Annotated in this window: 17 protein-coding genes; 7 read left to right on the top strand and 10 right to left on the bottom strand. The window is 67.2% G+C overall.

Features of this window, described 5'->3' with window-relative positions; all coding sequences use genetic code 11:
• Window positions 1-25 precede the first annotated feature (25 nt).
• A complete protein-coding gene (locus tag AB0L82_RS25695; protein WP_364641308.1) occupies window positions 26-1,195 on the top strand; it encodes a lipase family protein in 1,170 nt (389 codons plus the stop codon).
• A 104-nt stretch (window positions 1,196-1,299) separates the two neighbouring features.
• Here the strand turns inward: AB0L82_RS25695 and AB0L82_RS25690 are convergent, their stop codons facing one another.
• The 4 genes from AB0L82_RS25690 to AB0L82_RS25675 form a co-directional block, all read right to left on the bottom strand.
• Window positions 1,300-1,935 (bottom strand): ammonium transporter, encoded by a 636-nt coding sequence (locus AB0L82_RS25690; RefSeq protein WP_364641305.1) that lies wholly within the window; start codon window positions 1,933-1,935, stop codon window positions 1,300-1,302.
• A 167-nt stretch (window positions 1,936-2,102) separates the two neighbouring features.
• A complete protein-coding gene (locus tag AB0L82_RS25685) occupies window positions 2,103-2,867 on the bottom strand; it encodes an energy-coupling factor transporter transmembrane protein EcfT (protein WP_364641302.1) in 765 nt (254 codons plus the stop codon).
• Window positions 2,864-4,939: an ATP-binding cassette domain-containing protein gene (locus AB0L82_RS25680; protein WP_364641781.1), complete on the bottom strand. Its 2,076-nt coding sequence runs from the start codon at window positions 4,937-4,939 to the stop codon at window positions 2,864-2,866. Before AB0L82_RS25680 ends, AB0L82_RS25685 begins: the two co-directional genes overlap by 4 nt.
• 125 nt (window positions 4,940-5,064) lie before the next feature.
• Window positions 5,065-6,519, bottom strand: coding sequence for an NAD(P)/FAD-dependent oxidoreductase (locus AB0L82_RS25675; protein WP_364641299.1), 1,455 nt, complete (start codon window positions 6,517-6,519; stop codon window positions 5,065-5,067).
• A gap of 93 nt (window positions 6,520-6,612) precedes the next feature.
• Between AB0L82_RS25675 and AB0L82_RS25670 the strand changes: the two genes are divergently transcribed.
• A complete protein-coding gene (locus AB0L82_RS25670) occupies window positions 6,613-7,680 on the top strand; it encodes an AraC family transcriptional regulator (protein WP_364641296.1) in 1,068 nt (355 codons plus the stop codon).
• Here AB0L82_RS25670 and AB0L82_RS25665 read toward each other — a convergent pair.
• The 4 genes from AB0L82_RS25665 to AB0L82_RS25650 all read right to left on the bottom strand — a co-directional run bounded on the left by AB0L82_RS25665 (window position 7,661) and on the right by AB0L82_RS25650 (window position 11,632).
• Entirely contained in the window at window positions 7,661-8,440 is a 780-nt protein-coding gene (locus AB0L82_RS25665; protein WP_364641293.1) for a metallophosphoesterase, read from the bottom strand. The genes AB0L82_RS25670 and AB0L82_RS25665 overlap by 20 nt on opposite strands.
• A 131-nt stretch (window positions 8,441-8,571) precedes the next feature.
• Entirely contained in the window at window positions 8,572-9,354 is a 783-nt protein-coding gene (locus AB0L82_RS25660; protein ID WP_364641290.1) for an RNA pseudouridine synthase, read from the bottom strand.
• Window positions 9,355-9,370: 16 nt separating this feature from the next.
• Window positions 9,371-10,723 (bottom strand): wax ester/triacylglycerol synthase family O-acyltransferase, encoded by a 1,353-nt coding sequence (locus AB0L82_RS25655; protein ID WP_364641287.1) that lies wholly within the window; start codon window positions 10,721-10,723, stop codon window positions 9,371-9,373.
• A 114-nt stretch (window positions 10,724-10,837) separates the two neighbouring features.
• Window positions 10,838-11,632, bottom strand: a complete 795-nt coding sequence (locus AB0L82_RS25650) for a hypothetical protein (protein WP_364641284.1) — start codon at window positions 11,630-11,632, stop codon at window positions 10,838-10,840.
• 183 nt (window positions 11,633-11,815) lie between these two features.
• Here AB0L82_RS25650 and AB0L82_RS25645 point away from each other — a divergent pair, with 183 nt between their 5' ends.
• The gene (locus AB0L82_RS25645) at window positions 11,816-12,667 is read left to right on the top strand and encodes an LLM class flavin-dependent oxidoreductase (RefSeq protein ID WP_364641281.1); all 852 of its coding nucleotides are present in this window, start codon (window positions 11,816-11,818) and stop codon (window positions 12,665-12,667) included.
• A 4-nt stretch (window positions 12,668-12,671) separates the two neighbouring features.
• Here the strand turns inward: AB0L82_RS25645 and AB0L82_RS25640 are convergent, their stop codons facing one another.
• Window positions 12,672-13,070: a hypothetical protein gene (locus AB0L82_RS25640; RefSeq protein WP_364641278.1), complete on the bottom strand. Its 399-nt coding sequence runs from the start codon at window positions 13,068-13,070 to the stop codon at window positions 12,672-12,674.
• 115 nt (window positions 13,071-13,185) lie between these two features.
• Between AB0L82_RS25640 and AB0L82_RS25635 the strand changes: the two genes are divergently transcribed.
• The 3 genes from AB0L82_RS25635 (at window position 13,186) to AB0L82_RS25625 (ending at window position 17,435) form a co-directional block, all read left to right on the top strand.
• Window positions 13,186-14,595, top strand: coding sequence for a DUF1254 domain-containing protein (locus AB0L82_RS25635; RefSeq protein WP_364641275.1), 1,410 nt, complete (start codon window positions 13,186-13,188; stop codon window positions 14,593-14,595).
• Between the two features lie 117 nt (window positions 14,596-14,712).
• The gene (gene ctaD / locus AB0L82_RS25630; protein WP_364641272.1) at window positions 14,713-16,452 is read left to right on the top strand and encodes a cytochrome c oxidase subunit I; all 1,740 of its coding nucleotides are present in this window, start codon (window positions 14,713-14,715) and stop codon (window positions 16,450-16,452) included.
• Between the two features lie 80 nt (window positions 16,453-16,532).
• A complete protein-coding gene (locus tag AB0L82_RS25625) occupies window positions 16,533-17,435 on the top strand; it encodes a zinc-binding dehydrogenase (protein WP_364641268.1) in 903 nt (300 codons plus the stop codon).
• Window positions 17,436-17,521: 86 nt separating this feature from the next.
• Here AB0L82_RS25625 and AB0L82_RS25620 read toward each other — a convergent pair whose 3' ends face one another.
• Complete coding sequence (locus tag AB0L82_RS25620) at window positions 17,522-17,971, bottom strand: MarR family transcriptional regulator (RefSeq protein WP_364641265.1); 450 nt, start codon at window positions 17,969-17,971, stop codon at window positions 17,522-17,524.
• Window positions 17,972-18,201: 230 nt separating this feature from the next.
• On the opposite strand from AB0L82_RS25620, the gene AB0L82_RS25615 reads away from it, so the two are divergent.
• Window positions 18,202-19,584: an MFS transporter gene (locus AB0L82_RS25615; protein WP_364641778.1), complete on the top strand. Its 1,383-nt coding sequence runs from the start codon at window positions 18,202-18,204 to the stop codon at window positions 19,582-19,584.
• Window positions 19,585-19,699 lie beyond the last annotated feature (115 nt).

The following is a 19,699-nucleotide window of genomic DNA, read 5'->3' as shown; positions in this document are numbered from 1 at the left end:
GCGCATCGTAATAATTTGTCTCGCAGTGCTTCTTGCGGCATGGTCGGCGACCGCCGCCGCGGGTGCGGAAGGCGTGCCCGCACCGGACGACGATCCCTTCTACGCCGCGCCCGCCGGACTGGAGTCCAATGCCGATGGGACGGTGCTGAATTCGCGGCCGATCTCGGTGCTGGGACTGAACCTGCCGGTGGCGGGCTGGCAATTGCAGTATCGGAGTACGGATTCGACGGGGGCGGCGGTGGCCGATGTGGCCACCGTGATGACACCGCTGCTGCCCTGGTTCGGCCCCGGTGGCCGGCCGCTGCTGTCCTACCAGGTGGCGGAGGACAGTCTCGGCACCCGCTGCGCGCCCTCGTTCGCCCTGCGCGGCGGCCGCGATATCTCGATTATCAATACCGCGCTTGATATTCCGTTTCTGACGGCCATGCTCTTGCGCGGCTGGGCCGTGGTGGTCTCCGATTACGAGGGCCCCGAATCTCGCTTCTTCGACGGGGTGAATTCCGGCCGGGGCGTGCTGGACGGCGTGCGCGCGGCCAGATCATTCCCGCCCGCCGGGGTCACCGCGGACAGCCCGATCGGTGCGTGGGGCTATTCGGGCGGTGCCTTCGCGACCCTGTGGGCCATGCAGCAGCGCGCGGATTACGCACCGGAACTGTGGTTTTCGGGTGTGGCGGCGGGCGGTGTGCCCGCGAATATCGCCGCCATCTCCCGCCGGGTGGACGGCGGTGTCCAGGCCGGACTGGCGGTCTTGATGATCGCGGCCTTCGCCCGCATCGACCCGGGATCGGGCATTGCCGAGGACCTCAATGACAACGGCCGGGACATGCTGGCGCGGGAGTCCGCGGCGTGCGGTGCGGATCTGGTGCTGCGGTACCTGAATCGGCACCTCGACGAATACTCCGATACGCCGAATCTACTGTGGCACCCGCAGTTTCAGGCCGCCACCGAGCGGCAGGAGCTGGGTGCGGTCGCACCGGATGTGCCGCTGTACCTGTACCACAGCACCGCCGACGACGTGATTCCCGTGGAGGGCTTCAGCGCCCTGGTGGACCGCTATTGCGCTCTGGGAGCGAACATTACGGCCGTGCACTCCGGCATTCCCGGCCACAATCCGGCGGCCGCGGTGGAATCCCTCGGCGCCATGAACTACCTCGGTGACCGGTTCGCGGGCCTTCCCGCGCCCACCGGCTGCTGAACGGGTCTCGGCGAGGGCGAGGCCCCCGGAGGCGGCTGAGGTCCCCCGGAGACGGCTGAGGCGCGCACCGAAATGGTGCGCGCCCCAACGGGATCCGCGTCGAACTACTTGGCGTCGTTGAACTTCGAGGTGCCCGGGGCCGCGGTCAGCGTGCCGATCAGGTCCATGCCCGCGACGACCAGCGCCGGGCCACCGACCACCAGGGTGCCGATGATGCCGCCGATGGTTGCGCCCGCGATCACACTGGCCACGACGCCGGGACCTGCGACGATGCCGGTCAGGCCGACCAGCGCGCCGAGCGCGGTGCCGATGAAGGCGCCGATGGCGGTGGCGATGCCGAACTGGCTGGCGAAGGTCTGCATGGCCAGCGCGTTCTCGGTGGTGGAGGCCACCGGCTGCACTACGACCGGGCGGGCCGAGGAGACGTCCTTGACCGCGGTGATGTCCAGGGTGCGCGCACCGTCGGAGACCGCGGCGGGCATGGTGTACTCGACGCCGTCCTGGCGGAAGGTGAGCGGCAGGCTGACCACGGTGTTACCCGCGTTGTCCTTGATATCGACCGACTTGCCGGTCAATTCGAACGCACCGTTGGTCAGGGTGGTGATCACGTCGTTCCCGACCAGGTTCGAGGAGTAGCCGATCTCGGGAGTCGTCTGGTCGGCATGTGCCACCCCGGAGCTCGCGATGGCGACCGCCACGGCGATGGGTGCGGCAACCGCCGTGATTTTGCGCAGCTTCATTGCTTGTCCAATCTTCATCAGGTTTTCGGGGCAACACACGCCCAACACGATCGATTCCCTTCCAATCGGAAACGTGTTGAGCCCCCGTGCGTTTGCGCTGCCCACTGCTACCGATCACGGTAGCTCGCCCCACCGACACGTCGAATCATTTTTGACTCGAGAGTCGCTCAAAACAGCAGTTCGGTCACAATACCCATAGCGCAAAAAACTGCCAAAACGGACAGAGCGATGGCATCGGATCGACCCGGAGCGCCGGGGCGTGCTGTCAATTCGCCGGTGCCGCCGCGAGTGGTGATGGCCTCGCCGAGTTCGCCCGCCCGGCGGCTGGCGACGGCCATTCCGGCGGTGAGGATATCGATCCACGGGTTCTGCGCGGCCTGGTGCAGCAGCGAATCCCGGGGCCGCAGTTTGCGTGCCGCGCGCAGCACCCGCATCTCCTCCAGCAGCAGCGGGAGTCCACGCAGGGTCAGTGCGATCACCACCGCCCATTCGTCCACCGGCAAGCGATGCCGCACGCCGTGCCTGGTCCAGCCGATACGCCGCAGCGGCGCACCGAGTCTGGCGAGCGCGGGCGCGACCTCGCCCATCGGCGTGGTCCACGCGACCAGGAACGACGCGCCCAGCAGCAGGAAGCCGAACAGCACGATCTGGGTGTATCGCAGCAGCGCGCCCATGCCGACCGGGGCGTTGATTCCCGCGCCGATCAGAATGCCGACCCAGAACCACCAGGGGAAGCGGGGGAGTGTGCCCAGCGGTAGCCGGGCAATGAGTCCGGCCCCGATCAGCATCGCCGTACCGAGTCCGAGCAGCGCCCAGGACGGGGTGAAGATGAGCAGCGCGCTGAAGGCGAACACCCAGATGATCTTCGTGCCCGCCCAGAGCCGATGCACCGGGCTGTCGACCGGAACTTCGCGCAGGATGACGCTGCTCATCGCAGTCCTCCGATCGAACCATGGGCCGCCCGGGCGGCGGAATAGCTTGGCGGCGGGGTGTTTTCGACGAGTCTGCCATCGCTCAAATGCACGATCCGGTCGCAGACCGGGGCGGTCTCGGAGACGTCGTGCGAGATGATCACCAGGGTGAGCCCCGAATCACGCAGCCGCGCAAGCAATTCCACCACGCCGGCCCGGCCCGCCGGATCGAGTCCGGCCAGCGGCTCGTCCAGCACCACCACCTGCGGCCGGCTGGCCACGATGGCGGCCAGCACCACGCGCTTGGCCTGTCCGCCGCTGAGCGATTCGATGGAACGCGAGGCCAGTGCCCGGTCCAGTCCGACCGCGTCGAGCGCGCGGGCGACGGCGGCGGTGCCGCGGCCACCCCAGTCCTCTATCTCCGCGCCGACGGTCTGGCGCTGCAATTGCAGCCGGGAATGCTGAAAAGCCAACTGCACCGCGCCGATTCGCTTGTGCGAGGGCTTGGCCCCGGTGTACTCGCGCAGTTCACAGCTGCCGCCGCTGGGGATGGTCAGTCCGGCCATGATCCAGGCCAGCGTGGACTTGCCGGAGCCGTTGCCGCCGACGACCAGCAGGGCCTCACCGCGCCGCACCGACAGGTCGATACCGTGCAGAGCCGGTGCCTCCCAGGGGGTTCCGCGATTGTAGGTGTGCCGGACGTCCTTCAGTTCGAGCACGGTGTCGCCCATCGGCCTGCGCCGTTGATCGCGGACCGGGCGCGGCCAGGCGGGCAGCTGGGCGACCGCGCGGCCGCCCTGCAGGTGCACCACGCGGTCGGCGGCCGCGGCATCGGCTTCGTGATGGGTGACCAGCACGACCGCCATTCGATGCCGCCGGGGCAGATCCGCGAGCAGTGCGACCAGGTCGCGCCGCCCTTCCGGATCGATCATGGAGGTGGCCTCATCGGCCAGCAGCAGGGTGGGTTTGCGGGCCAGGGCGGCCGCGACCGCGAGCCGTTGCTGTTGTCCGCCCGAGAGTGTCGCGGTTTCCCGTCTGCCCATGCCGGCCAGTCCGACCTCGCCGAGCAGGGCGTCGACGTCGACCGCGGCGGCGATTTCGGTGGGCAGTCCCCACACCACATCGTCGGCGACCAGGACGCCCAGGGTCTGGCTTTCGGGGCGCTGCAAAACCACTGCGGTGCCGCCGTTCACGCCGAGTCCGGCCGAGCCCGGCCGGGTGACGTCGCCGCCGGTGGGCGGGCGGCCCGCGAGAATCCTGGTGAGCGTGGACTTTCCGGAGCCGTTATGCCCGACTACCGCCACGAATTCCCCGACCTGAATCGTCATATCGATGCCGCGCAGCGCATCGGTGGTCGCGTCCGGATAGCGAAACGCGACCTGCCGCAACGTAACCGGCAGCGGTGCGACCGGCCGATCGTCGGCGGGCGCGTCCAGCAGATCGTCGCGTCCGGGCAGCCAGGCCAGTCGATCCAGCACGGTGCCGAGTACGAACCACGATACGATCCCGCTGACGAGCATGGCCGCGACGATGCCGCCGCCGATCCAGGCCCACCACCAGTGCAGCACCGAATCGGTGTAACCGGCGATATTGCGGCCGAGCGGTTCCAGCACCGCCTGTCGCGCCGCGAGATCCTCAATGCCCTTCGCGGTATTGCGGATGCTGTCGAACAGCAGATTGCGGGTTCGCGAGAACAACTGCAGCATGCCGACGGAGAACCCGGCGAACACCAGCCCGGCCAGCAGCGAGAGTCCGAGCACCGCGGGCAGTCCACCGCCCCGCCGTTTGACGACCCCGATGATCCCTCCCACCACCGCGACCCCGACCAGGTTGGTGGCGTGCACCAGCCCCGCCGCCACGAAGGTCACCAGCGTTCCGGCGACGGTCGCCGCCACAATGGCCCGCAACCGCTGCCGGTGCGCCAGCAATCCGATCGGCACCGCCGCCACCAATTGCAATGCCGCCGCGAACGGCACCAGCGACCCCACGGTCACCAGTCCCACCGTCGCGCCGCCCAGCACCGCCCCGGTGGCGAGCTCGATGGGCCGCAGCGGCCCGTGCGGAAGTGCGGACCCGCGGGGCCGGTCCGGCACGGCTAATCGAGTCTGGGACGAATCGGTCACGCCCTCCAGTCTGCCGTGCTCCGCCGACTACCCGCCCCGACCTGCGCCACATCCACACACTTTCGCCATACATGCGCACATCCGCACGTGTGCGACTACCTCGGCAGCGGGGTGAGTGTGTAGTCGTAGCGGTGCAGTGTGGCGGTGCGGCGGCGGTAGCTGCGCGTCGTGCCGGGCCAGTTATTGGTGATGCGGCCCGACGCGGTGCGGTACCAACTGGTGCAGAAGTTCCAGGGGGTGCGGGCCAGGCGGTGTTGCAGGGCGCTGTTGTACGCGTATTCGTTGTCGGCTTTGACTTCGAGGGTGTGGCCCGGGTTTTCGGCCAGCAGCTGGACCGCCTGGCGGATGTACCGGGCCTGGGATTCGAGCATGTAGATGATGGAGCCGACGCCGAGGTTGGTGTTGGGGCCGTAGACCAGGAACAGATTGGGGAATTCCGGGACCGTGATGCCGAGGAAGGCGTGCGCGCCGTCGGCCCAGACATCGGAGAGATCGCGGCCACCGCGCCCGCGAATCCGCATGGGCCACAGGAATTCCGTGCCCTTGAAGCCGGTGCCGTAGATGATGACGTCGGCTTCGTGCACCACTCCGTCGGCGGTGCGGACGCCGTCGGGGACGATATCGCTGATGGCCGTGGTCTCCACGTGCACATTGGGCTGGGTGAGCGCCGGATAGTAGTCGTTGGAGAACAGGCCGCGCTTACAGCCGATGGGGTAGTCGGGGGTCAGCTTGGCCAGCAGTTCGGGATCGGTGACCTGCTCTTCCAGGTGATTCTGTGCCATTCGGGAGACCCCGCGCACGATGCCCGGGAATTCCACCAGCCCCAATGCCACGAATTCGGCGATGGCCCACCAGGAAAAGCGTTCCGCCGCAGGCAATCCCGGCACGTGCAACAGCACGCGCTGATGCACCGGCTTGTAATCGGTGTCGAATTTGGGCAGCACCCAGGCGGCGGTGCGCTGGAAGAGCGTCAGTTCGGCCACATCCGGCTGGATCTCGGGAATGTACTGGATGGCGCTGGCCCCGGTTCCTATGCAGGCCACGCGTTTTCCCGCCAGCTTCACCTCGTGATCCCACAGCGCGGAATGGAAGGAAGCGCCCTCGAAGCTGTCGATACCGGGGATATCCGGCATGGCGGGCCGGGACAGCTGCCCGACCGCCGAGACCAGCACATCCGCGGTGCGCGCGACCCCGTCGGCCGTCGTGACCGTCCACTGTCCGGAGGTCTCGTCGAATTCGGCCGCGGTGACATCGGCCCCGAAGACGATCGATTCCAGCAGTCCGTGCCGCTCCGCGACCCCGCGCGCGTACGCGAGGATATCGTCACGTCCCGAATATCGCTGCCGCCATTTGGGTTTCGGCTCCCGCGAGAAGGAGTACAGCGGTGAAGGCACATCGCAGGCGGCCCCGGGATAGGTGTTCTCCCGCCAGACGCCCCCGAGGTCGGCGGCTCGCTCCAGAATGGTCACCTCCCGAAACCCATTCCGCTGCAATTCCACAGCCATCCCGATCCCGCCGAACCCGGCACCGATGACGATCACCGAAGGCATCGGCCCTCCTAACGTCGAAGACTGTTCTCACTGTAGAAGCCCGCTTCGCGCCGCGTAGCAGACCGGATCGAGAGTTTCGGCCATAATTCGGTTATGAGTACGGTGCCGGAGGCGGGGATCAAGGACTGGGACTTTCCGCGCGGGGTGGCGAGCGTGGCGCTGATGGTCGGGTTCGCGGCCGAGCACGGGGTGGCGGCGGGGCGCATGCTGCAGGGCAGCGGGCTCACCGAGAAGGTGCTGGCCGATCCGGACGCGCAGATCGACGCGCACACCGAACTGGCGGTGATCCGGAATCTGGTGCGCGAGCTCGGGCATCGGCCGAGTCTGGGACTGGAACTGGGCCGCCGGTATCGGATCACCACCTTCGGGATTTTCGGGTTCGCCTGCGTCAGCAGTCCCACCCTCGGCGAGGCCATCGCCTTCGCGCTGCGGTATCTGGAGCTCAGTTTCACCTTCTGCATTCCGGTGGCGCGCTGGCAGCCCGGGGAGTTCGTGGCGCGAATTCACGATGAGCGGGTGCCCGCGGATGTGCGCCGATTCCTGGTGGAGCGCGATGTGACCGCCATGCACCAGATGCTGTGCGATCTGCTGGGGCACCGGGTGGATCTGGTGCGCGCGGAATTCGATTTCCCCGCGCCGGAAGATACCGCGTCGTATCTCGAAATCTACGGTCTGCTACCGAGTTTCGACCGCCCGCACAACCTGTTCACGATGGATCCGGCGGTGCTGGAGCAGCCGCTGCCGCAGGCCAATGAGCACACCCTGGCCATGTGCCTGGCGCAGTGCCGGGAGTTGGTGTCGCGGCGGCGGGCGCGCACCGGCATCGCGGCGGATGTGCGGGAATTGCTGGTGCCGCGCGGCGGTGCGGACGGATTCGCCGCACCACCCGGAATCGATTCGGTGGCAAGGGATCTGAATATGAGCACCCGGACGCTGCGGCGGCATCTGGATACCGCGGGCACCAGCTACCGGCAGCTGCTGGACGAGGTGCGCCGGGCGCTGGCCGAGGAAATGCTCACCGCCACGCCGCTTTCGGTGAGCGATGTGGCGATCCGGCTGGGTTACGCGGAGGCGTCCACCTTCATCCACGCCTTCAAGAGATGGACGGGCACAACGCCTTCCGCGTATCGCCGGGGTGCGCTCAGTCCTGCGGTTCGCTGAGCCAGCCGCCCATGGCGACGGGCCGGAACATGGTCAGCAGCTTGCCGTCGCGAATGGAGTGGAACAGCAGCGACGGATCCGGCGCGAAATCGATCGGCACGTGACCCGGTGCGGCCCTTTCCCATTCGAGCCCGATGGTGGAGGACACGCTCGGCGCGACGATCAGCGGTTTGCCCGCGAACGTGGTCACCAATCCCGCGTGTACGTGCCCGGTGAGAATGCCCAGGATGCGGTCGTCCCCGGCCACGATCTCGGCGAGCCGTTCCGGATCGGTGAGCCGAATGGGATCGCAGACCGTGCTCTGTACCGCCGTCGGCGGATGATGCATGGCGATCAGCACGTGTTCGTCGGCGGGCGTCGCGGCCAGCAGATCGGTAAGAAAGGTGAGGGTGGCGTCCTCCAGCAGCCCTTCGGGTTTCCCGGGAATGCTGGAGTCGAGCAGGGCCAGGGTGAGCCCGTTGACGCTGTGCGCCTGATTGATCGGTGCGTAGCTCGCGGGCTCGCCGAACAACACGGTGCGCATATTGGCGCGGTCATCGTGATTACCGGGCAGCAGAATCACCGGCACATCGGCGGTCAGGGCGGCGCGGGCCTGCCGGTATTCCTCGATATCGCCCTCATCCGCGATATCGCCGGTGACGATGATGACGTCGGGTCGCTGCGGCAGTTCGGCCAGAAAGGCCATCACCCGTTCGGCGCGTTCATTGTTCCGGGCGCCCATATTGAAGTGGGTGTCACTCAGCTGTGCCAGCAGAACCATCGGCATCACTTTCTGTGAAGGGCCGCATCACCGCGCCCGCAGCGGCGCAACGCCGCGCCACCAACTCAGGCTAGATGAGCTGCCACTATGCGGTCTCGGTGAGACTCGCCACCGAATATAGCGATCTCACATCAATCACCGTTGGTGGTGGCCGGGCTCATGGCTTTTCGCGCGTCATTCAACAACGCTTCCGGGTCGTTCGTGATACCGCCGATGGCCCAGAAGTCCGCACCCGGCTCGGCCTCCAGATCCAGCCGCGGGGGAGTGCGCCAGGACGCGTCCAATCCCAGCCGCCAGGAATGCAGATAGGTGCGATCGAACGCCCCGGATTTGTCGAACAGCGGATCGCCGATGATCGTGTGGCCGATCCAGGCCAGGTGCACCCGGATCTGATGGCGGCGGCCGGTGATCGGCCGCAGCGCCAGCACGGTGCGCGATTCGTCGGCGGCCACCCGCGCGAATTCGGTGATCGACGGATAGTTCTTGCCCGCCAGCACATCTCGTTCGTCGACGAGCCAGCGATCGCCGTCCCGTCGAATGCTCTCGCGCGGTGCGGCAATGCGGATCCGGTTCTTGCGCCCCACGCTCAGGGGCAGCTCGATGATCCCGCGTTCGGGCAGCCCACCCGATTCGACCACCGCGAGATAGGCCTTGGCGGCGGTCCGCTTGTTGAATTGCCGCGTCAATTCCCCGTGGGCGGGCAGCTCTTTGGCGAGCAGCACCATGCCCGAGGTGACCTTGTCGATGCGATGCACCGGGTACAGCGTCTCCCCGGCGGCCGCGGCGAGCTCCACGATATCGGTGTCGTGGCGCTCGCCGGTCACCGATATCCCGGCGGGCTTATTGAGCGCGAGGATCTGCTCGTCCTCGGTGATCAGGCACTGTTTCCGCAGTTCCGGCCAACGCGTATCCACGGAATCAGCGTAGAGATCAGCCGATGGCCCGTTCCAACTCGGCCAGTCCGGCCTCCATATGGGCGGGCATCCGGTCCAGATCGGGCACGGTGCGGCGGCAGCCGACGAAGCCGAAATCGAGATTGTCGCCATTGGTGGTGAGCGTGATGTTCATGGCCTGCGATTCGAAGGGAATCGACAGCGGATAGTTGCTGTCCAATCGCGCGCCCTGCATATAGACCGGTTTACGCGGCCCGGGCACATTGGAGATGACGAGATTGAACGGCATCCGCGGCAGCGCCTCGAATCCCGGCATCAGCGAAACCCCGAGCGGTGTCATCAGCAGTGCCGACAGCGCCATCGCCTCCATGCGCGGCAGCTGGGTGAAAACCTGTTTGGCCTCGCGCATGGAGGTGCTGATGGCGGCCAGTCGCGCCAGCGGATCATCCAGGTGCGTGGCCAGATTCGCCAGGCAGGCCGCGACCATATTGCCTTCGGCATCGGCCTCGGCGGCGCTGCGGATATTCACCGGCACCATGGCGATCAGCGGTTCGGCGGGCAGTCCGTCGTGTTCGATCAGATAGGCCCGCAGCGCCGCGGCGCTCATGGCGAGCACCACGTCGTTGACCGTCGCGCCGGTGGCGAGCCGAATGGCGTTGATGCGCTCCAGCGGCCAGGAGCGCACCGCGATGCGCCGCGCCCCGCCGATGGTCACATTGAACATGGTCTTGGGCGCGGTCATCGGCATGGTGAGCCGCCCGTCGAGGGCCCCGCGCAGCGGCGAGGCGATATAGGCCGTGCTTCTGATCATGCGCGGCAACGCTTTTCGCAGCTGTGACCACGGGCTCGGTGGTTCGGGTGCGTCCTGCACGACCGGCGCGGTGCCCCATGGCACCCGTACGCGCGCGTCGAACGGATCGTCGGTGAGGGTGTGCTGGAGCAGCCGCATGGCCGAGACGCCGTCGATGAGGGCGTGATGCATTTTCACGTAGACGGCGAACCGCCCGTCGTCGAGTCCCTCGATGACCCGGGCCTCCCAGAGCGGCCGGTGCCGGTCCAGCAGGGTGCCGTGCAGTCGTTCGGTGAGGTCGATGAGCGCGTCCATGCCGCCGGGGGTGGGCAGGGCGGAGCGCCGCAGGTGGTAGCCGAGATCGACCTTGTCGGCATGCGACCAGGTCAGGCTGGAGAAGCCGCCGAATCTGCGGCTGGGATGCCGCCGGAAGCGGGTGCGCACCTCGGTGGAGCCGGCCATCGAGTCGTAGACGTCGTGCAGGAATTCGGGACCCGCGTCGGCGGGTGGTTCGAACAGCTGCAAACCGCCCACGTGCATGGGGTGTTCGCGGGATTCGACGGCGAGGAAGATCGCGTCGAGAGGGTTCAGGAGGTCCATCGGTTTCGCCTAACCGGTGGGGGCAGCATCGAGCCGGGGAGGCTCGCACAGACTGCCGGGGAGAATTACGGTCGGCGACGCTGCCCCCCGCTGCCTTGACGGGGAATCACGTTATCACTGTGCTTGTTTCGTCATAGCCCGAACTTCGGAACGCAAACTATCGGTTTGGTTGCGATCTGTTTGCTCGGCGTCATTCCACTGCTCCCGCTCGGCTTCCTCGACCGAGGCGAAATGCATGCCGACAATGGTGCGCCGCCCGTGTGCGAACGGATGCACGCGATGCAGGGTGGTATCGGTGCGCATCAGATACAGATCGCCGGCGGTCAGCTCCCAGGAGTGAATCGGATTGCGGGTCAGCGTGCGATGGATATCGGAGTGGTCCCAGTCCCGCCGGGTGTGCGCGACGGTCTGCACGAAACCGCCGTCCTCCAGCGGCGGGCATTCCACCACCAGGACGAGCGCGAAAGCGTAGTCATCCCAATGCCATTGGCCGACCACGTCATCGTGATGCCGTCGCCGCACCGCGAACCGCCGCGGGGCCGGACAGGACAGCACGTGCTGGGAGGCCACCTCGGCGAGCTTGTGCCGCAAGGGTTCACAGTCGTAGAGCTGTGGAATGCACTGCCCGCGCGCGACCACTTCACGGGAGCCGATATCGACGGTGTGCCGTGCGGGTGGCTCCGCGGTCCGCGTCGCCTCCGATTCGGCGGCCGGGACTTCCCAGTCCAGATGATGGTCGACGATGGCGAGCGCCTCGGCGGCCAGGGCGCGTTTGACGCGATGCGGCAGCAGGAAGCCGAGCCGGGCTATTCCGGTCTCGGCCAAGCGGTCTCGCGCATGACGCAGGGCTGCGGGGTCCACCGCGCTCAGATGTCTCCGGGCGGCGTCCACGGTGCTGTGGTGCTGCACATATCGATTGTATTCCGTTGCCCGCCAACGATTATGGATTCAGGTCGCCGAAGGATCACGATCGGGTGGCGGCCCGTGACCTTCGGCGGCCCGGATGCGGTGCGGCGGGGCGTGCTCGGACTCGCCGCAGAGACGGGGGTCGTGCCGCAGGGGCAGGTCAGCGGGGGTAGCTTTGAATTCGCTATGGCTGACTACGGGCATGAGCTGAGGTTCGGGATATTCGTTCCGCCCGAGGCGGCGCGCGGGCAGGCGCTGCTGCGGCTCATTCGCCGCGCCGACGATTCCGGCCTGGAAATGCTGGCGGTGCAGGACCATCCGTATCAGCCGGCCTTCCTGGACACCTGGACGCTGCTCTCCTACGCCGCCGCCATCACCCGCAGGCTCACCCTCATGCCCGCGGTGGCGAATCTGCCGCTGCGCCCGCCCGCGGTGCTGGCCCGCAGCGCCGCGAGCCTGGATCTGCTCAGCGGTGGCCGGATGGAGCTGGGCCTGGGCGCGGGCGCGTTCTGGGATGCCATCGTCGCCATGGGCGGGAAACGCCGCACCCCCGGACAGGCGCTGACCGCGTTGCGCGAGGCGGTCGGGGTGATCCGCGCCCTCTGGGGTGCGGACGGCCGCCGGTTCCTGGACGGCGAGTTCTACTCCCTGCACGGCGCGAAAGTCGGTCCGGCACAGGCGCATCGGATCGGTATCTGGCTGGGCGTCTACGGTCCCCGCGCCTTACGCCTGACCGGTGAGCTGGCCGACGGCTGGCTGGGCAGTTTCGCCTATTCGCCCCCGGACGCGCTGCCGCGCCTGATGACCGCCATCGATACCGGCGCTCGCGAGGCGGGCCGCGTCCCCGCCCTCATCCGCCGCGCCTACGTGATGGATCCGTCCATGCCGGTCGCCCAGCTCACCGAGGTGGCGCTGGCGCACGGCATCAGCGAATTCCTGCTCCCGGTGAATCCCGAAGGGGAGCGGGAGACACAGTATTTCGCCGCCGAGACCGCCCCCGCGGTGCGCGCCGCGGTCGCCGCCGCCCGCGTTACCTAGCGGATCACTGTCCGAAGAATCGGCTGTTCAGAATCTGGCGCAGCGGGGACAGCGCGTTGCCGTAGCTGACCCGGTCCGAGCGCACGGTGTGCATGGAGCTGTCACCGCGCTTGGGGTCCTCGCAGATGACGCGAATGTGCTTGCCATTGGGCCGGATCGGGCCCAGCGTGAGATCGACCGTGCCCGATTTATCCACCACGCCCCACGGCCCGGCGAGATTCTTGCCCGCGATCTGACAGCGATTGCCCGCCTTCTCCCCGCTGACGTGCGCGGTGACGGCGGTGCGGCCCTGGATGACGGCCTTGGGTTCGCTGGTGGCGGTGGCGGCGCCCGCGGCCAGCAACGTGCCGAGGGTGCCGATCACGGCTGCGGTGATGATGCGGGTACGGACCGAGCGACTCATGGTTCCGATAGTGAAGCGCGTCCCATGAGGTTTCTGTGAAGTCGGGGGATGAATTGGCGATGAACTTCGCGCCAAAACCCCTTCCACCTGGACGGTTTGATACGTTTTGTTGATCATGGATCGCGCCATCAGTCGTCGCGCCATGCTCGGTTTGGCCACCGCCGCCGGGCTGTCCATCGCCGCGTGCAGCCGCTCCGAGGAATCTTCGGGTACATCCACCACGTCGACAGTATCGAGCACCGATGCCGTCGCAATCGCCACCGACGCATATATTTTCGGATATCCGCTGGTGCTCATGCACGCGACGGCGGATATCGGCGGTCCGGTGAATCGCTTCCGGCACGCGCAGGGGCTGCCGACGTCGGCCGATCGGCTGCTGGTCCGCACCAACCTGGACACCCTCTACTCGACCGCCTGGCTGGATTTGTCCGACTCGCCGATGGTGTTGCAGGTGCCCGCGGTCGAGCGCGGCCGCTTCTGGCTGATGCAATTGCTGGACGCCTGGTCGAACACCGTGCACGATCCCGGCAGTGTGCGGCCCGACAGCGGCCGGGCCGATCCGCCGTTCACATATCTGATCAGCGGCCCGCACTGGACCGGGCAGGTGCCGGACGGCGTCGCGCATCTGCGCATGCCCACGGTCACCGCGTGGCTGCTGGGCCGCGTGCAGGTCAACGGTGTCGCCGATCTGCCCGCGGTACACGCCATTCAGGATCAATTGCGGCTGGCCCCGCTGCCTTCCTGGCTGGCCGATCGCACCGCGCTCACCCCGGGCGTGCCGATACCGCAGGGGCAGGGCGGTCGCAGCTATCCGGTCAAGGAAGTGGCGGCGCTGGACGGCCGCCGGTTCTTCGATCGACTATGCGATCTCATGTCCATCGATACGCCCGCCGAGGCCGACGCCCCCGCGCTGAAACGCTTCGCCGCCATCGGGATCGCGCCCGGCGGCAATGTGGACGCCCTGCGCCTGGAGGATCTGGACGCCGCCGCCGCGGCCGCGCGCAAGGCCATCGCGGGCTATGTGGACCCGGGCGCGTACACCCGAAACGGCTGGCTCTTCCACGACAATCTGGGCACCTACGGCACAGATTACGCACTGCGGGCCGGTACCGCGCTCTCCGGGCTGGGCGCGAATCTGCGCCGCGACGCGCTGTATCCGACCACCTCGGATCTATCCGCCGACAACAATGGCCAGCCGCGCTCGTTCCGGTTGCGTTTCGATCCGGGCCAGCTGCCGCCGGTGGACGCCTTCTGGTCGCTGACCGCCTACGATTCGGATGATTTCCTGGTGGCCAATCCGGCGGGCATCTACACCCTCGGTCATCAGTTGCCGCCGGTGCCGGGTCCCGACGGTTCCTTCGAGATCACCGTGCAGAATGCCGATCCGGGACCGGCCGTGCCGCACGGCAATTGGCTGCCCATCCCGGCGTCGGGCACCTTTTCGCTGACCCTGCGGTTGTACGCGCCGCGACCGGAGGCGACCGACGGCAGTTGGAAGCCGCCCGAACTCAAACCGGTGTCCTGACTGTCCGGCCGGAGTGTTCTCTGCCAGAATCGAATTGCTATGAGTACGCTGAGCGCCGTTCATCGTGGGTTCCGGAGCCGATAGGACCAGCTGCGGACCGACCTCGAGGAGGATGTGGTGACTGCCGTAGCCCCCAAGCCGGAATCGGGATTAGAGGCCACTCGGCCCTACCCGGCGCGGCTGGGCCCCAAGGGTTCGTTCATCTACAAGGCGGTGACGACGACCGACCCCAAGGTGCTCGGCGTCATGTACCTGACCACCGCCATCTCGTTCTTCCTCATCGGCGGTTTGCTGGCGCTGTTGATGCGCGCCGAACTGGCTCGCCCGGGCATGCAGTTCCTGTCCACGGAGCAGTTCAATCAGCTGTTCACCATGCACGGCACGATCATGCTGCTGTTCTACGCCACGGCGATCGTGTTCGGCTTCGCGAACATCATCCTGCCGTTGCAGATCGGCGCGCCCGATGTGGCGTTCCCGCGTCTGAACGCGTTCAGCTACTGGCTGTACCTGTTCGGCGCGTCCATGGCGACGGCGGGCTTCGTGACCCCGGGTGGTGCGGCGGACTTCGGCTGGACCGCGTACACCCCGCTGTCGGACATCGTGCATTCGCCGGGCGTCGGCGCGGACCTGTGGATTCTGGGTCTGGCCGTGTCCGGTCTGGGCACCATCCTCGGTGGCGTCAATATGCTCACCACCGTGGTCTGCCTGCGCTGCCCGGGTATGACCATGTTCCGGATGCCGATCTTCACCTGGAATATCGCCGTCACCAGTGTGCTTGTGCTGCTTGCCTTCCCGCTGCTGACCGCGGCGCTGTTCGGCCTGGCGTACGACCGCCACCTGGGCGGGCACATCTACGATCCGGCCAATGGCGGGGCCATCCTGTACCAGCATCTGTTCTGGTACTTCGGCCATCCCGAGGTGTACATCATCGCGCTGCCGTTCTTCGGCATCGTCACCGAGATCTACCCGGTCTTCTCGCGTAAGCCGATCTTCGGTTACACCACACTGGTTTACGCGACGCTGGCCATCGCGGCGCTGTCGATCGCGGTGTGGGCGCACCACATGTACGCCACGGGAGCCGTGCTGCTGCCGTACTTCTCGTTCATGACGTTCCTGATCGCGGTGCCGACGGGTGTGAAGTTCTTCAATTGGATCGGCACCATGTGGCGCGGGCAATTGACGTTCGAGACGCCCATGCTGTGGTCCATTGGGTTCCTGGTGACGTTCCTCTTCGGTGGTCTGTCGGGTGTCATCCTGGCCAGCCCGCCGCTGGACTTCCACGTGTCGGACTCGTACTTCGTTGTGGCGCATTTCCATTACGTGCTGTTCGGCACCATCGTGTTCGCGACCTTCGCGGGCATCTACTTCTGGTTCCCGAAGATGACCGGCCGCATGATGGACGAGCGTCTGGGCAAGTGGCACTTCTGGGCGACGTTCGTCGGCTTCCACACCACGTTCCTGGTGCAGCACTGGCTGGGTAACGAAGGTATGCCGCGCCGCTACGCGGATTACCTGGATACCGACGGATTCACCACGCTCAACACGATTTCCACGATCGGCGCGTTCATTCTCGGCGCTTCGATGCTGCCGTTCGTATGGAATGTCTTCAAGAGCTACCGCTACGGCGAAGTGGTGACCGTGGACGATCCGTGGGGCTACGGCAACTCCCTGGAGTGGGCGACCTCCTGCCCGCCGCCGCGGCACAACTTCTACGAGCTGCCGCGCATTCGTTCCGAGCGTCCGGCGTTCGAGCTGCACTACCCGCACATGGTCGAGCGCATGCGCGCCGAGGCCCACGTCGGGTGGGGCACCAAATCGCATCGGGTCGCGGAGTTGGATGACAAGGTCTCCAGCTGACAAAATTTTAGGATTGACATAGTAATTCACCTCGCCCTAATCTTGTGCTCGTCACAAGATTAGGGCGAAGGGTTTTTCATATGCGCAAGCTGCGGTTTTCCGGCGTTGCCGAGCAGATTGTCGAGGCCGAGCCGATTGCCGGTCCCGGACAGTTGCTGGTCCGTTCGGAACTCGCGGGCGTCGGCGTGGGACTCGTTCGCATGATCGCCTCGGACGCCGGCGCCGATCCCGGCGGTGAGATCGCGGGCACCGTCGTCGCCGTCGGGCCCGATATCGCGCCGGAATGGCTCGGTCGCCGGGTTGCGGGCGTGGTGTTCGAGGGCGCGTACGCCGAATATGTCTTGGCGGCACCGGCATTGGTGACCGAGATCCCGGCGGGCGTACTCGTCGCGGATGCGCTCGCGATCGCACGCGGCGGCCTGGTGGCGCTGGGTGCGCTGCGCGCCGGGCGTTTCCAGCCGGGGGAGTCGATCATGATCACCGGTGCGGCCAGCGGAAGCGGCCATCTCGCGGTGCAATTGGCGAAGGCGCTGGGCGCGAGCCGGATCGTCGCGGCGGTGGGCTCGGCCGCGAAGGCCGAGTTCGTGCGCGACTGCGGGGCCGACGTCGTGGTCACCTACGACGAGCCGTGGACCGAACGGGTGGACGTGCTGCTCGACGGCGTCGGCGGTGAACTCGTCCAGCGCGGCGTGGAAGTGCTTGCGCCACACGGTCGTCTGGTGGCCTACAGCGCCGGGCGCGGTGCGGTCGACGCGAACAGTCTGCTCGCCGATCTGAAGACCGTCACCGGATTCTCGGTCGGCCTGCTCAGCCGCACCCGGCCGGATCTGATCGACGCCTATCGCGCCGAACTGTGGAAGCTGCTGGCGACCGGGCTGATTCGCCCCCGGCACACCGTGCTGCCGTTCGAGGGCATCGATGCCGCGATCGATCTCATCGCCACCCGCCGCAACCTCGGCCGCGTCATGATCCGCACCACGTGAGGCGGCGCAGCGAGGTTGGGTCGCCTGGGACGCGCTGACACCGTGCTGTCGTCCCCGGGTCGGTGTCCGCTCCGATCGGCGTCGAATCACGGTCGCGGCCAGGGTCTTCCGTCGATGCGCTCGATATCGGTATTGAGCCGCTCCAGATAGCCCGCGAAGATCGCCACGTCCTCGGCCGACCAGTTCTCCATGACCCGTTGCAGCCCTTCGGTATTGGCCGCGCGCTCCTGCTCCAGGCCGCGTTCGCCCGCCGCGGTGATCCGGAATTTACGGGCGATGCCGCCGTCCGGATCGGCGATGCGTTCCACCACGCCCGCGCGCAGCAGGGCCGCGGTCTGCCGGTTCAGGGTGGAGGTGTCCAGGCCGAATGCCTCGGTGAGCTGGCCGATCGTCATCGGTCCCTGGGCGCTGAGGCGACTCAGCAGCACGTAGGCGCTGCGGTCCAGGCGGGTGCCGTCGCGCCGGTAGCGCGCGTTGATGGTGTACCGGCCGAGCAGCATGGTTTCGAATTCGACCCGGTCCGTGGGCTTTTCCATGCCGTCCTTCCGTTGCTGCCTGCGTGAGCCTGTCTATCACAGGTGATCTGGGTCACAGCATGGATATGCACCATGCATATCGTGTGTACCGTACACATGCGTTGCACTCGATCGATGAGGAGAAGCGCGTGGCCGTGTCAGCAAGTGACGCCAGAGCCGGATCGGCAGCCGTCCCCGGGCCCGGCGATCCGATCGGCGGACGGCCCGGCGGTATCGTCGGCGTGCTCGCCATGGCGGGCATCATCGCCGCCGTCATGCAGACCCTGGTGGTACCGCTGCTCGGCGAACTGCCCGCGCTGCTGCACACCAGCGGATCCAATGCCTCCTGGGTGGTGACCGCGACCCTGCTCGCCGCGGCCGTCACCACACCGGTCGCGGGGCGGCTCGGCGACCTCTACGGCAAGCGTCGCATGCTGCTGATCTCCACGGTCCCGCTCATCGCGGGCTCGGTGCTGTGCGCGGTCGCCGGATCGGTCGCGCCGATGATCATCGGGCGCGGATTGCAGGGTATGGGCATGGGCATTCTGCCGCTTGGCATTTCGGCGCTGCGGGATCTGCTGCCCGCCGAACGGCTGGGCCCGTCCATCGCGATGGTGAGCGCCTCCATGGGAATCGGCGGCGCGGTGGGCCTGCCGGTCGCGGCAGCGGTTGCGCAGCACGCGAATTGGCGGGTGCTGTTCTGGGTGGCGGCCGGATTGAGCCTGCTCATCGCGATTCTCATCTACGTGGTGGTGCCCGATGTCCCGGTGCTCGCCAAGGGACGCTTCGACGTCGTCGGCGCGGTCGGGCTCGGCGTGGGCCTGATCTGTCTGCTGCTCGGTATTTCCAAGGGCGCGAGCTGGGGCTGGGACAGTGGCGGGATCATCGGATTGCTCGTCGCGGCGGTTCTCGCGCTGGCGCTGTGGGGTTGGTGGGAGTTGCGCACCCGGGATCCGCTGGTGGATCTGCGCGTCACCGCGCGGCCCAGGGTGCTGCTGACCAATGCCTCGTCGATGGTGCTCGGCTTCGGCATGTACTCGGCCTCGCTGATCATTCCGCAGCTGCTGCAATTGCCCCAGGCCACCGGATACGGCCTGGGACAGTCGATGCTGGCGATGGGCCTGTGGATGGCCCCCGGCGGGCTGATGATGATGCTGGTGTCGCCGCTGGGCGCGAAGCTGTCGGCGGTGCGCGGTCCGAAGGTGACGCTGGTCGCCGGTGCGCTGGTGCTGGCCGCCGGTTACGCCTCCTCGACGGTGCTCATGGGTTCCACCTGGGGGCTGCTGGTGGCGGTCTGCGTATGCAACTGCGGTGTGGCACTGGCCTACGGCGCGATGCCCGCGCTGATCATGAGCGCGGTGCCGCTGTCCGAGACCGCGGCGGCGAACAGCTTCAATACCCTGATGCGCTCGATCGGCACCTCGTTCTCGGCCGCGGTCATCGGCGCGGTGCTGGCGCAAATGAGCACCACGCTCGGCGGTCATCCGATTCCGACCGAAAATGGTTTCCGCACAGGGCTTTTCATCGGCTGCGGAGTGGCGCTGGCCGCGGCCGCGATCGCCGCCTTCATTCCGGTCAAGGGTGAGGAAGCAAGCGGCCGCTCAACCACCGGCGCGCAGGCCGCGGTGGCCTGATCATTCGTCCACCTACGGCACGCTGGAAATAGCAGCAGACTTCCAGCAACTGTGCGGTACTGTCCGCAGGCGGAGCGAAAGACCGTATCCAATTGCGCTCCGGCTCATTCCGCCG

Origin of the sequence: Nocardia sp. NPDC052001 (assembly GCF_040680615.1) — a bacterium.
Lineage (GTDB): Bacteria > Actinomycetota > Actinomycetes > Mycobacteriales > Mycobacteriaceae > Nocardia.
The sequence above is the reverse complement of the archived record's forward strand: the minus strand, read 5'-3'. Positions and strand labels throughout refer to the sequence as shown.